Below are 12,012 nucleotides of genomic sequence, written 5' to 3' on the forward strand. Positions count from 1 at the left end.
GCCGCGCGGGCGAAGCTGCCATCGGCCAGCACGATCTCCACCTCCACCGTGGGGTTACCACGGGAGTCGAGGATCTCACGGGCGCCTACCTGGACGATTTCGGACACGGTCTCTCCTTATGCACTGGCCGAGCTCGGGGGCAACTCAGGAGCCAGCCTAGTGCCCGGCACCCGCGACACGAAGCCCGGCGCGCACGAAGTCCCGATCACACTGATCGGATCCACTCATACCTGGAGCCGACGGCGCTACCCTGCGGTCATGTCCGTCCCGGTGCTCGACCTCGCCCTCCTCGACACCGACCCCGCGCAGTTCGACGGTGCCGTCCGCGCCGCCGCGCACGACGTCGGCTTCTTCTACCTGACGGGCCACGGCCTGCCGCCGGAACGCATCGCCGAGGTGCTCGGCGTCGCCCGCGACTTCTTCGCGCTGCCGCAGGCCGAGAAGGACGCCATCGCGATGACGAACTCGCCGCACTTCCGCGGCTACACGCGCCTGGGCGGCGAGTTCACCCGCGGCGAGGTCGACTGGCGTGAGCAGATCGACCTGGGTCGGGAGGATGCGGCACCGTCGGGCCCGGGGCCGGACTACCTGAACCTGCTCGGCCCGAACCAGTGGCCGGAGTCCCTGCCTGCGCTGCGCGCGGTGATGGAGCGGTGGGACGCGGACCTGTCGCGGATCTCGCTAGCGCTGCTGCGGGCGTGGGCCCGATCGCTCGGCGCCGATCCGCACGTCTTCGACGAGGCCTTCGCCGACCACCCGGCGACGCTGATCAAGATCGTCCGCTACCCCGCGGGGACGGATTCCGAGCAGGGTGTGGGCGCCCACAAGGACTCGGGCGTGCTGACGCTCCTGCTCGTGGACCCCGCGTCGCAGGGCCTGCAGGTGCTGCCGCCCGGCGCGGCCGAGTGGGTGGACGTGCCGCCGCTGCCCGGCGCCTTCATCGTCAACCTCGGCGAGATGTTGGAGGTGGGCACCGACGGCTACCTACACGCCACCGAGCATCGGGTGCTGAACCGGAACACCGGCGACGACCGGATCTCGGTGCCCTACTTCTTCAACCCCTCCGTCGCGGCGCGGATGCCGCATCTGCCACTCCCCGCGGACCTGCGGACGGGCGTCACCGTCGACCCGGACAATCCGATCTTCGACACCTACGGCGCGAACGCCTGGAAGAGCCGCCTGCGGGCGCACCCGGACGTCGCGGCGCGGCACTACCCGCAATCCGCTTCGTAACCCGACCGGCGTCCCTAGTGTGGGGACCATGACCGGCGCAGCCCCGCTCGTCCTCGTCTACAGCTCCAACGCGCGGCACCGCGCGGAGATCACCGCCGCCCTGGGCTCCCGCCCGGCCCCGGACAGACCCCCGATCACCGTCCTCGAGGTCGCGACCGCGCCCGCCGTCATCGCCCGGCTCGACGAGGGTGGGGTCGCCCTGGTCGTGCTCGACGGTGAAGCCGCCCCCGCGGGCGGGCTGGGCCTGGCCCGGCAGGTGCGCGACGAGATCGAGCCGTGCCCGCCCCTGCTGGTCATCACGGCGCGCCGCGCCGACGGCTGGTTGGCACGGTGGTCCCAGGCCGACGACTGGGTGAGCCATCCGCTGGACCCGTTCGAGTTGGCGGGCGCCGCCGGGCAGCTGCTCGCCACCGCGACGCTCTGAGAAACAGACACGCTCGCCCCAAAAGCCCACCCCGATCAAACGTTGGACATATAGTCGTGATGTAGCTCACAACTTCACTCAGGGGAACCTAACCGGTTCTGCTGACTGGGATTTCGCATACGCCGCGAAGGGAGCACCGCCGTGAACCTGTACGTGCCCATCCTGGTACTCGGGGCGATCGCGGCCGCCTTCGCGGTGTTCTCCGTGGGTGTCGCCCGGTTCGTCGGGCCGCGCCGGATCAATCGAGCGAAGCTCGAGGCCTATGAGTGCGGCATCGACCCCTCGCCCACGCCGGCATCGGGGGGCGGCCGGTTCCCGGTGAAGTTCTACTTGACGGCGATGTTGTTCATCATCTTCGACATCGAGATCGTCTTCCTCTATCCGTGGGCGGTGCACTTCGACGTGCTGGGCACGTACGGGCTGCTCGCGATGGCGCTGTTCCTGGTGAACGTCACGGTCGCCTATGTCTACGAGTGGCGTCGAGGGGGACTGAGTTGGGACTAGAAGACAAGGTTCCCGGCGGGTTCCTACTGACGACGCTCGAAGGGGTGGCGGGCTACGCGCGGAAGGGATCGCTGTGGCCGGCCACGTTCGGCCTGGCCTGCTGCGCCATCGAGATGATGGCCACCACCGGTCCCCGCTTCGACATCGCCCGGTTCGGTATGGAGGCCTTCCGCGCCTCGCCCCGGCAGGCCGACCTGATGATCGTCGCGGGCCGGGTCAGCCAGAAGATGGCGCCGGTGCTGCGGCAGGTGTACGACCAGATGGCGGAGCCGAAATGGGTCCTCGCCATGGGGGTCTGCGCCAGCTCGGGCGGCATGTTCAACAACTACGCCGTGGTGCAGGGCGTCGACCACGTGGTGCCCGTGGACATCTACCTGCCCGGTTGCCCGCCGCGCCCGGAGATGCTGCTCAACGCCCTGCTGGCCCTGCACGAGAAGGTCGCGGAGACGCCGATGGGCGTGAACCGCGAGGCCGCGCGCCGCGCAGCGGAGGAGGCCGCTCTCGCCGCGCGTCCCACCATCGAATTCAAGGGCCTGCTGCGATGACCGACTCCCCCGAGCTGCCCGAGCCCGGCCGGACCGACGAATCCGGCACCGTCGAACCCGCTGCGTCGCAGTCCGACGTCGTCCGCACGCGCACCGGCATGTTCAGCGGCGGCACCGGTGACACCTCCGGCTACGGGCGGATCAGCCGTCCGGTCGCGATGCCCGGGCCCGGCGAGGAGCCCCTGCCCGCGGGCTACGACGGGGTCGTCGCGGTCCTGCGGTCGGCGCTGGACCGGTCCGACGGTGCGTCCTCCGAGGAGGCCGTCCGCGCGGTGGTCGTGTTCCGCGGCGAGGTCACGCTGAGGGTGCCGCGCGAGCATGTGGTGGCGGTGGCGCGGCTGCTGCGCGACGAGCCCGCGCTGCGGTTCGAGATGTGTCTGGGCACCTCGGGCGTGCACTTCCCCGAGGACGCCGGCGCGGAACTGCGCGCGGTCACGCACCTGCAGTCGATCACGCACGGGCGCCGGCTGCGCCTCGAAACCTCCTGCCCCGACGCCGATCCGCACATCCCGTCCCTGTTCCCCGTCTACCCGACGACGGATTGGCACGAGCGGGAGACCTACGACTTCTTCGGCATCGTCTTCGACGGGCACCCCTCGCTCACCCGGATCGAGATGCCGGACGACTGGGAGGGTCACCCCCAGCGCAAGGACTACCCGCTGGGCGGGATCGGCGTCGAGTTCCACGGCGCCGAGGTCTCCGCGCCCGACACCCGGAGGTCGTACTCGTGACCACCGACTACACCGAGTTCACCGCCATGGGCTCCGACTGGGACGACATCGCCGCCGAGGCGATCGGCCAGGAGCGGATCGTGGTGAACATGGGCCCGCAGCACCCGTCGACGCACGGCGTGCTGCGCCTGATCCTCGAGCTCGACGGCGAGACGGTGACGGAGGCGCGGTGCGGGATCGGCTTCCTGCACACCGGCATCGAGAAGAACCTCGAGTTCCGCACCTGGACGCAGGGCACCACCTTCGTCACCCGGATGGACTACCTGGCACCGCTCTTCAACGAGACCGCCTACTGCCTGGCCGTGGAGAAGCTGCTCGGCATCACCGAGGAGATCCCCGAGCGCGCGACGGTCATCCGCGTGCTCCTCATGGAGCTCAACCGCGTCACGAGTCACCTCGTGGCGCTGGCCACGGGCGGCATGGAGCTGGGGGCGGTCTCCCCCATGCTGCGCGGCTTCGAGATCCGCGAGCAGATCCTGGACGTCTTCGAGACGATCACGGGACTACGGATGAACCACGCCTACATCCGTCCCGGCGGCGTTGCGGCGGACCTACCGGACGAGGCGATCCCGCAGATCCGGGAGCTGCTGCGGACGCTGCCGCCGCAGCTGGCGTCCATGGCGTCCATGCTCACCGAGAACCCGATCTGGATCGCGCGCACCAAGAACATCGGCTATCTGGACCTCACCGGCTGCATGGCGCTGGGCATCACGGGCCCGGTGCTGCGGTCGACGGGCCTGCCGCACGACCTGCGTCGCAGCGAACCCTATTGCGGCTACGAGGACTACGAGTTCGACGTGATCACCGACAGCGGGTGCGACTGCTACGGCCGCTACCTGATCCGGGTGCTGGAGATGACGCAGTCGCTGCGCATCGTCGAGCAGTGCCTCGACAAGCTGACGCCCGGGCCGGTGATGGTCGAGGACGCCCGGCTCGGCTGGCCGGCGGACCTGAAGGTCGGACCCGACGGTCTCGGCAACTCGCGTGCGCACATCGCGGAGATCATGGGCGAGTCCATGGAGTCGCTGATCCACCACTTCAAGCTGGTGACCGAGGGCTTCGCGGTTCCCGCCGGACAGGTGGCCGTCTCCGTCGAGGCGCCGCGGGGCGAGCTGCTGGTGCACGCCGTGAGCGACGGCGGCACCCGCCCGTACCGCGTCCACTTCCGCGATCCGTCGTTCACGAATCTGCAGGCGGTGGCAGCGATGTGCGAGGGCGGCATGGTCTCCGACGTCATCGCGGCCGTGGCCAGCATCGACCCGGTGATGGGAGGGGTGGACCGATGAGCGAGCCCGTCTTCCTCGAGTTCGGCGCGCGACCGCAGGAGAAGGTGCAGCTGTACCGGCCGGGTGCGCCCACCGCGTACCCCGCGGCCGTCGCGGAGCGCCTCGCCGCCGACGCCGCGCAGCTCATCGTCCGGTACCCCGAGAAGCGGTCCGCGCTGCTGCCCCTGCTCCACCTGGTGCAGTCCGAGGACGGCTACATCACCCCCGCGGGCATCGAATTCTGCGCGGCCGCACTGGACCTCACCGCCGCCGAGGTCGTCTCCGTCGCCACCTTCTACTCGATGTACCGGCGCGGCCCCACCGGCGAGTACCTGGTCGGCGTCTGCACCACCACGTTGTGCGCCGTCCTCGGCGGCGACGCGATCCTCTCCTCCCTGTGCGAGCACCTCGGGATCGACCCCGGCGGCACCACGCCCGACGGGCGGGTCACCGTCGAGCGGATCGAGTGCAACGCGGCGTGCGACTACGCCCCCGTCGTCATGGTCAACTGGGAGTTCTTCGACGACCAGACGGTGGCGAGCGCCCGCGACCTCGTCGACGCGCTGCGCTCCGGCCGGCCGCCGTCGCCGACGCGGGGCGCACCGCTCGTCTCCTTCCGCGAGACCGCCCGCCTACTGGCCGGTTTCGACGACGTCCGGCCGGGCGCCGTGTCCGCCTCCGGTGCCGGCGGTGCCCCGACGATGGCCGGCCTGCAGGCCGTGCGGGAGGCGGAGTCATGACCGCGCACCTCACCCCCGTGCTGTCCGCCCGCTGGGGCGACCCCGAGCCCTGGACCCTCGATTCCTATCGCGCGGCGGGCGGGTACGAGGGGCTCGACCGCGCGCTCGCGATGACGCCCGACGAGGTGATCGGGCTGGTGAAGGACGCGGGACTGCGCGGCCGCGGCGGCGCCGGCTTCCCGACCGGCCTGAAATGGAGCTTCATCCCCCAGGTGCGCGACGGCGAGGCCTCCAAGCCCGGCGCCGACAAGCCGCACTACCTCGTGGTGAACGCCGACGAATCCGAGCCCGGCACCTGCAAGGACATGCCGCTCATGTTCGCCACGCCGCACACGCTGATCGAGGGCGTCATCATCGCCTCGTACGCGATCCGAGCACGTCAGGCGTTCATCTACGTCCGCGGCGAGGTGCTGGGCGTGCAGCGACGGCTGCGCGCCGCCGTCGCCGAGGCGTACGCGGCGGGCTACCTCGGCAAGCCGATGGGCCCCAGCGGATTCAGCCTGGACCTCGTCGTCCACGGTGGCGCGGGCGCGTACATCTGCGGCGAGGAGACGGCGCTGCTGGACTCGTTGGAGGGCCGTCGCGGGCAGCCGCGGCTGCGGCCGCCCTTCCCCGCCGTCGCGGGCCTCTACGCCTCGCCGACGTGCGTGAACAACGTCGAGTCGATCGCCAGCGTGCCGGCGATCCTCGCCCGCGGCGCCGAGTGGTTCCGCACCATGGGCAGCGAGAAGTCGCCCGGGTTCACGCTGTACTCGATCTCGGGGCACGTGGTGCGGCCCGGGCAGTACGAGGCGGCGCTCGGGGTCACGCTGCGCGAGATGCTGGAGCTCGCCGGCGGCGTGCGGCCCGGGCACGAGCTGAAGTTCTGGACACCCGGCGGCTCGTCGACCCCGCTGCTCACGGCCGAGCACCTCGACGTGCCGCTCGACTACGAGGGCGTGGCCGGCGCCGGATCGATGCTGGGCACCAAGGCCCTCCAGATCTTCGACGACACCGTCTGCGTCGTCCGGGCGGTGCTGCGCTGGCTCGAGTTCTACGCGCACGAGTCGTGCGGCAAGTGCACTCCGTGCCGCGAGGGCACGTACTGGCTGGTGCGGCTCCTGCGCCGGCTGGAGGAGGGCGAGGGACGCGTGGAGGACCTGGACACGCTCGCTGAGGTGGCCGACGGCGTACTCGGCAAGGCCTTCTGCGCGCTGGGCGACGGTGCCGCCAGCCCCATCCAGAGCTCGCTGCAGTACTTCCGCGAGGAGTACGAACGGCACGTCGCCGAGGGCGGCTGCCCCTTCGACCCCGCGGCCTCGATGCGCGAGGCCCCGGTCCCGGGAGGTGCCCGATGACCGCCCCGGAGCCCGTGAAGGCCACCATCGACGGCATCGAGATCGAGGTCCCGCCGGGCACTCTCGTGATCCGCGCTGCCGAGGACCTCGGCATCGCCATCCCCCGGTTCTGCGATCACCCGCTGCTCGCACCCGCGGGCGCGTGCCGGCAGTGCCTCGTGGACGTGGAGGGCCAGCGCAAGCCGCTGGCCTCGTGCACCACGACGGTGACCGACGGCATGATCGTGCGCACGCAGGCCACCTCCACCGCCGCTGCCGGCGCGCAGCGCAGCGTGATGGAGCTGCTGCTCGTGAACCACCCGTTGGACTGCCCGGTGTGCGACAAGGGCGGCGAGTGCCCGCTGCAGAACCAGGCCATGTCCGCCGGCCGCGCCACGTCGCGCTTCCCGGCCGCCGACAAGCGCACGTACCCCAAGCCCATCCCGCTCTCGGCGGAGATCGTGCTCGACCGCGAGCGCTGCGTGCTGTGCGCCCGGTGCACCCGCTTCTCCGACGAGATCGCCGGCGACGACTTCATCGAGCTTATGGATCGCGGTGCGCTGCAACAGGTGGGCGTCGCGGGCGACCAGCCGCTCGACTCCTACTTCTCCGGCAACACCGTGCAGATCTGCCCCGTCGGAGCGCTCACCAACACCTCGTACCGGTTCCGGGCGCGCCCCTTCGACCTGACCTCCACCCCGTCGGCGTGTGAGCACTGCGCGAGCGGCTGCGGCCTGCGGGTGGACCACCGCCGCGGGGAGGTGCTGCGCCGCCTCGCCGGCGACGATCCCGCGGTCAACGAGGAGTGGAGCTGCGACAAGGGCCGCTGGGCCTTCGCCTACGCCGCGGCGCCGGATCGCCTGACCGCGCCGCTGGTCCGCGGGGCCGACGGCACCCTCGTCCCCGCTTCGTGGCCGGAGGCGATCGCCGCCGCCGCAGAGGGGCTGACCGGCCGGGCCGCGGGCGTCCTCGCCGGCGGGCGCGGCACCGTCGAGGATCTCTACGCCTATTCGGCCTTCGCGCGCATCGCGCTGCGCACCAACGACATCGACTTCCGGGTCCGGCCGCACAGCGCGGAGGAGGCGGCGTTCCTGGCCTCCGGCGTGATGGGCGGGGTGACCTACGCCGACCTCGAGACCGCGCCGGTCGTGCTGCTCGCCGGCTTCGAGCCCGAGGAGGAGTCGCCGATCGTGCACCTGCGGCTGCGGAAGTCGGTGCGCGCCGGCAGCACCCGGGTGCTGTCGATCGCCCCGTTCGCCTCCCGCGGCCTGGGCCGCCTCGACGGCACACTCCTCGGGTGCGCCCCCGGCGGCGAGGCCGCCGCGCTCGCCGACCCCGACCTGGCGCAGCGGCTCTCCGTGCCCGGAGCGGTCATCCTCGTCGGCGAGCGACTCGCCGAGACCCCCGAGGCCCTCGCCGCGGCGGCGGCGCTCGCGGGCACCACCGGTGCCCGGCTGGCGTGGATCCCGCGCCGCGCGGGCGAGCCCGGCGCGATCGCGGCGGGGGCGCTGGCCGGGATGCTGCCCGGCGGCCGCCTCACCGCGAACTACGCCCACCGCATGGAGGTCGAGGCGCTGTGGGGCGTCACCCTTCCCGACGGCCCCGGCCGCGACACCGCCGGAATCCTCGCCGCCGCCGCGTCCGGCGACCTGCCCGCCCTGGTGTGCGGCGCGGTCGACATCGGCGATCTGCCCGACCCCGACGCCGCGCGCCGCGCCCTCGACGCCGCCTTCGTGGTGAGCCTCGAGCAGCGGGAGTCCGAGGTCACCGCCCGCGCCGACGTGGTGCTCCCCGTCGCCACCGTGACGCAGCGCGCGGGCACCTTCCGCAACTGGGAGGGCCGCGACCGCTCCTTCGCCGCGGCGCTCCCCTCGCCCGGCGCCCTCGCGGACGCGCGGGTCCTCGCCGTCCTCGCGCAGTCGATGCGCGCCGACCTCGGCTTCACCGACGCAGACGGTGCCGCCGCCGCGCTCCGCACGCTGGGCTCGGTCCGGCCGCCGCGCCGCCCCGTCGCCGGGCGCCCCGGCACCGTCGCCGTCCCGGGCGACGGCGAGGCCCTGCTCGCGACGTGGCGACAGCTGCTCGACCTGGGTCGCGGACAGGACGGCGAGCCCGATCTCGCGGCGACGGCGCGGCGGCCCGTCGCGCGGATGTCGGCGGCCACCGCAACCGGGATCCTCGCGGCGGACGGCGCCGACGTGTCGATCTCGACCGACCGCGGCACGATCACCCTGCCGCTCCAGGTGACCGACATGCCCGACGGCGTGGTGTGGGTTCCCCGGAACTCGCCCGGCAGCACCGTCGGCGAGACGCTGGGGGTCGGCTGGGGCGCCGTGGTCGGGATCGGGGTGGCCCGATGATGCTCGCCCTCGGACCGCACGACCCCGTCGACCTCTCCGCGTTCGGCCGGGACCCGTGGTGGCTGATCCTGATCAAGGCCGTCGCGGTCTTCGCCTTCCTGGTCGTGACGGTGCTCGCCGCGATCCTCATCGAGCGCAAGGTGATGGCTCGGATGCAGCACCGGTACGGGCCGAACAGGGTGGGGCCCTTCGGCATCCTGCAGTCCCTCGCGGACGGCATCAAGCTGGCGCTCAAGGAGGGGATCACGCCCGCGGGCGTCGACAAGCCCGTGTACCTGCTGGCGCCGATCATCGCCACCATCCCGGCGTTCATGGCCTTCGCCGTGATCCCGTTCGGGCCGCAGGTGTCGGTGTTCGGGACGTGGACGCCGCTGCAGCTCACCGATCTTCCCGTCGCGGTGCTGTACGTCCTCGCGATCACCAGCATCGGCGTGTACGGCATCGTGCTGGCCGGCTGGTCCTCCGGCTCCACGTACCCGTTGCTCGGCGGCCTGCGTTCCACGGCCCAGGTGATCAGCTACGAGGTCGCGATGGGCCTGAGCTTCGCCGCCGTCTTCCTGTACGCGGGCACGATGGCCACGTCGGGCATCGTCGGGCGGCAGGAGGGCACCTGGTACGTCTTCCTGCTGCTGCCCTCGTTCGTCGTGTACGTGGTCTCGATGGTCGGCGAGACGAACCGCGCGCCCTTCGACCTGCCCGAGGCCGAGGGCGAGCTGGTGGGCGGCTTCCACACCGAGTACAGCTCGCTGAAGTTCGCGATGTTCATGCTCGCGGAGTACGTGAACATGACCACGGTCTCGGCGCTCGCCACCACCCTGTTCCTCGGCGGCTGGCACGCTCCGTGGCCGCTGAACATGTGGGAGGGCGCGAATTCCGGCTGGTGGCCGGTGATCTGGTTCGTGGGCAAGGTGTGGTGTTTCCTGTTCGCCTTCATCTGGCTGCGCACCACGCTGCCGCGGCTGCGCTACGACCAGTTCATGCGGTTCGGCTGGCAGCTGCTGATCCCGACCGCGCTGGCCTGGGTGCTGGTCGCCGGCGCGGTGCAGGCGTGGGCCCTCGCCGGGCACTCGACGACGGTGCTGGCGCCCGTCGTCTCGCTGCTCTTCACCCTCGCCGTGCTCGCCGTCCTGGTGGCGCGGCACCGTCGGCAGAAGGCCCCCGAGCCCGGCCCCGATCCCGAGACCTTCTCGCTGCCCTTCGATCCGATGGCCGGCGGCTTCCCCGTGCCGCCCATGCCGGGCCAGTACCTGTCCGAGCCCGCCCGACGTGCCCTGCCGCGCGAGGCCGAAGCGAAGGAGGCGTCCCATGGCTGATCCCCTCGGCCTCGCCGGATTCGGCGTGACCCTACGGACCATGTTCACCAAGCCGGTCACGGAGAACTACCCGGAGGAGCCCTCGCCCACCGCCGGCCGGTATCACGGGCGGCACCAACTGAACCGGTACGCCGACGGGCTGGAGAAGTGCATCGGCTGCGAGCTGTGCGCGTGGAGCTGCCCCGCGGACGCGATCTACGTGGAGGGCGCCGACAACACCGAGGAGGAGCGGTACTCCCCCGGCGAGCGCTACGGCCGGACCTATCAGATCAACTACCTGCGGTGCATCGGCTGCGGCCTGTGCGTGGAGGCCTGCCCGACGCGCGCGCTCACCATGACGAACGACTACGAGATGGCCGACCGCGATCGCGGCGCGCTGATCTACGACAAGGACGATCTGCTCGCCCCGCTGCACGAGGGTGAGGTGCCGCCGCCGCACGCGATGCGCGAGGGCCTCACCGCCACCGACTACTACAAGGGGGCGGTGGACGAATGACCGGGGAGGAGTGGGCGTTCTGGATCGTCGCGGTGCCCGCGGTGGTCTTCGCCCTGGGCGTCGTGCTGGCCTCCAAGGCCGTGTACTCGGCGCTGTGCCTGGCCGCCACCATGATCCTGCTCGCGATCCTCTACATCTCGCAGGGCGCCACTTTCCTCGGCGTCGTGCAGATCGTGGTCTACACCGGCGCCGTGATGATGCTCTTCCTCTTCGTGGTCATGCTGGTGGGCGTCGACTCCTCCGACTCCCTCGTCGAGACCCTGCGCGGGCACCGGATCGGCGCCGCCGTCGCGGGTCTCGCCTTCGGAATGCTGCTCATCGGCCTCGTGGCCCGGGCCTCGCTCCGGGACGTCGGCGCCGGGGCCGCGCAGGGAGCGGGATCGGGCGAGTACCCGCCGAATTCCGTGGAGGCCCTGGCAGACACCGTCTTCGTCCGCTACCTGTGGGCATTCGAGCTCACCGCCGCGCTGCTGATCACCGCCACGCTGGGCGCGATGATCCTCGCCCACCGGGAGAAGCTCGCCACCGCGCTCAGCCAGCGCGAGCAGTCGATCCGCCGGTTCCGCGAGGGCCGCCGCGCCACGCCGCTGCCCAACCCCGGCGTCTACGCGCTGGGCAACGCCGTCGACCTGCCCGGTCGGCTGCCCGACGGGTCGCCCGCGCTCGACTCCGTGAACCACACGCTGACACCGCGCGTGCCGGGCGAGCGGCGGGCGCTCCCCGACCGCGCCCCGTCGCTCGACGACGACGTTCCGCACGCGCTCCGCGACGAGGAGGTGACGCCGTGAACCCGCACCTCTACCTGTACCTCGCCGCGCTGCTGTTCGCGATCGGCTCCGCCGGGGTGCTGCTGCGCCGCAACGCCATCGTGGTGTTCATGTGCGTGGAGCTGATGCTCAACGCCGCGAACCTCGCGCTCGTCACCGCGGGCCGCATGCACGCCGTGCCGCACGGACAGGTCCTCGCCTTCTTCACCATGGTGGTGGCCGCCGCCGAGGTGGTGGTGGGCCTGGCGATCATCATCGCGATCTTCCGGGTCCGCAAGTCCGTGTCCGTCGACGAGCCGCACCTGCTGAGGCGGTGAC

The 12,012-nt window shown here is 71.8% G+C and carries 14 protein-coding genes; 13 read left to right on the forward strand and 1 reads right to left on the reverse strand.

The window, feature by feature from the left end; genetic code table 11:
- On the reverse strand, positions 1-107 hold a 107-nt coding region (locus ACLQ3K_RS10060), incomplete at its 3' end, for a hypothetical protein (RefSeq protein WP_425999795.1).
- Positions 108-258: 151 nt separating this feature from the next.
- On the opposite strand from ACLQ3K_RS10060, the gene ACLQ3K_RS10065 reads away from it, so the two are divergent.
- From ACLQ3K_RS10065 to nuoK, 13 genes are all read left to right on the forward strand, one after another.
- Positions 259-1,233 (forward strand): isopenicillin N synthase family dioxygenase, encoded by a 975-nt coding sequence (locus ACLQ3K_RS10065; RefSeq protein WP_425999003.1) that lies wholly within the window; start codon positions 259-261, stop codon positions 1,231-1,233.
- A gap of 28 nt (positions 1,234-1,261) precedes the next feature.
- On the forward strand, positions 1,262-1,657 hold the full coding sequence (locus ACLQ3K_RS10070; protein ID WP_224645814.1) for a hypothetical protein: 396 nt from the start codon (positions 1,262-1,264) through the stop codon (positions 1,655-1,657).
- 141 nt (positions 1,658-1,798) lie between these two features.
- A complete protein-coding gene (locus ACLQ3K_RS10075) occupies positions 1,799-2,161 on the forward strand; it encodes an NADH-quinone oxidoreductase subunit A (protein WP_068524392.1) in 363 nt (120 codons plus the stop codon).
- Entirely contained in the window at positions 2,152-2,706 is a 555-nt protein-coding gene (locus ACLQ3K_RS10080) for a NuoB/complex I 20 kDa subunit family protein (protein ID WP_224645813.1), read from the forward strand. Before ACLQ3K_RS10075 ends, ACLQ3K_RS10080 begins: the two co-directional genes overlap by 10 nt.
- A complete protein-coding gene (locus ACLQ3K_RS10085; protein ID WP_224645812.1) occupies positions 2,703-3,437 on the forward strand; it encodes an NADH-quinone oxidoreductase subunit C in 735 nt (244 codons plus the stop codon). Before ACLQ3K_RS10080 ends, ACLQ3K_RS10085 begins: the two co-directional genes overlap by 4 nt.
- 26 nt (positions 3,438-3,463) lie before the next feature.
- Entirely contained in the window at positions 3,464-4,723 is a 1,260-nt protein-coding gene (locus ACLQ3K_RS10090) for an NADH-quinone oxidoreductase subunit D (RefSeq protein ID WP_224645921.1), read from the forward strand.
- A complete protein-coding gene (nuoE, locus tag ACLQ3K_RS10095; RefSeq protein WP_425999007.1) occupies positions 4,720-5,442 on the forward strand; it encodes an NADH-quinone oxidoreductase subunit NuoE in 723 nt (240 codons plus the stop codon). The genes ACLQ3K_RS10090 and nuoE overlap by 4 nt, the downstream gene beginning before the upstream one ends.
- Positions 5,439-6,779: an NADH-quinone oxidoreductase subunit NuoF gene (nuoF, locus tag ACLQ3K_RS10100; protein WP_425999009.1), complete on the forward strand. Its 1,341-nt coding sequence runs from the start codon at positions 5,439-5,441 to the stop codon at positions 6,777-6,779. Before nuoE ends, nuoF begins: the two co-directional genes overlap by 4 nt.
- The gene (locus ACLQ3K_RS10105; RefSeq protein ID WP_425999011.1) at positions 6,776-9,118 is read left to right on the forward strand and encodes an NADH-quinone oxidoreductase subunit G; all 2,343 of its coding nucleotides are present in this window, start codon (positions 6,776-6,778) and stop codon (positions 9,116-9,118) included. Before nuoF ends, ACLQ3K_RS10105 begins: the two co-directional genes overlap by 4 nt.
- The gene (gene nuoH, locus ACLQ3K_RS10110; RefSeq protein ID WP_224645808.1) at positions 9,115-10,431 is read left to right on the forward strand and encodes an NADH-quinone oxidoreductase subunit NuoH; all 1,317 of its coding nucleotides are present in this window, start codon (positions 9,115-9,117) and stop codon (positions 10,429-10,431) included. The genes ACLQ3K_RS10105 and nuoH overlap by 4 nt, the downstream gene beginning before the upstream one ends.
- Positions 10,424-10,927, forward strand: coding sequence for an NADH-quinone oxidoreductase subunit NuoI (gene nuoI, locus ACLQ3K_RS10115; RefSeq protein ID WP_224645807.1), 504 nt, complete (start codon positions 10,424-10,426; stop codon positions 10,925-10,927). Before nuoH ends, nuoI begins: the two co-directional genes overlap by 8 nt.
- On the forward strand, positions 10,924-11,715 hold the full coding sequence (locus tag ACLQ3K_RS10120) for an NADH-quinone oxidoreductase subunit J (protein ID WP_425999013.1): 792 nt from the start codon (positions 10,924-10,926) through the stop codon (positions 11,713-11,715). Before nuoI ends, ACLQ3K_RS10120 begins: the two co-directional genes overlap by 4 nt.
- On the forward strand, positions 11,712-12,011 hold the full coding sequence (gene nuoK / locus ACLQ3K_RS10125; protein ID WP_068741024.1) for an NADH-quinone oxidoreductase subunit NuoK: 300 nt from the start codon (positions 11,712-11,714) through the stop codon (positions 12,009-12,011). The genes ACLQ3K_RS10120 and nuoK overlap by 4 nt, the downstream gene beginning before the upstream one ends.
- Position 12,012: the final 1 nt, after the last annotated feature.

The organism is Tsukamurella sp. DT100, assembly GCF_049844855.1.
Classification (GTDB): domain Bacteria; phylum Actinomycetota; class Actinomycetes; order Mycobacteriales; family Mycobacteriaceae; genus Tsukamurella.

What these genes read in the sequence shown, in the direction of transcription:
- ACLQ3K_RS10065 (WP_425999003.1), top strand. Translation starts at nt 259, where the DNA reads ATGTCCGTCCCGGTGCTCGACCTCGCCCTCCTCGACACCGACCCCGCG.
- ACLQ3K_RS10070 (WP_224645814.1), top strand. Translation starts at nt 1,262, where the DNA reads ATGACCGGCGCAGCCCCGCTCGTCCTCGTCTACAGCTCCAACGCGCGG.
- ACLQ3K_RS10085 (WP_224645812.1), top strand. Translation starts at nt 2,703, where the DNA reads ATGACCGACTCCCCCGAGCTGCCCGAGCCCGGCCGGACCGACGAATCC.
- ACLQ3K_RS10090 (WP_224645921.1), top strand. Translation starts at nt 3,464, where the DNA reads ATGGGCTCCGACTGGGACGACATCGCCGCCGAGGCGATCGGCCAGGAG.
- nuoE (WP_425999007.1), top strand. Translation starts at nt 4,720, where the DNA reads ATGAGCGAGCCCGTCTTCCTCGAGTTCGGCGCGCGACCGCAGGAGAAG.
- nuoF (WP_425999009.1), top strand. Translation starts at nt 5,439, where the DNA reads ATGACCGCGCACCTCACCCCCGTGCTGTCCGCCCGCTGGGGCGACCCC.
- ACLQ3K_RS10105 (WP_425999011.1), top strand. Translation starts at nt 6,776, where the DNA reads ATGACCGCCCCGGAGCCCGTGAAGGCCACCATCGACGGCATCGAGATC.
- nuoH (WP_224645808.1), top strand. Translation starts at nt 9,115, where the DNA reads ATGATGCTCGCCCTCGGACCGCACGACCCCGTCGACCTCTCCGCGTTC.
- nuoI (WP_224645807.1), top strand. Translation starts at nt 10,424, where the DNA reads ATGGCTGATCCCCTCGGCCTCGCCGGATTCGGCGTGACCCTACGGACC.
- ACLQ3K_RS10120 (WP_425999013.1), top strand. Translation starts at nt 10,924, where the DNA reads ATGACCGGGGAGGAGTGGGCGTTCTGGATCGTCGCGGTGCCCGCGGTG.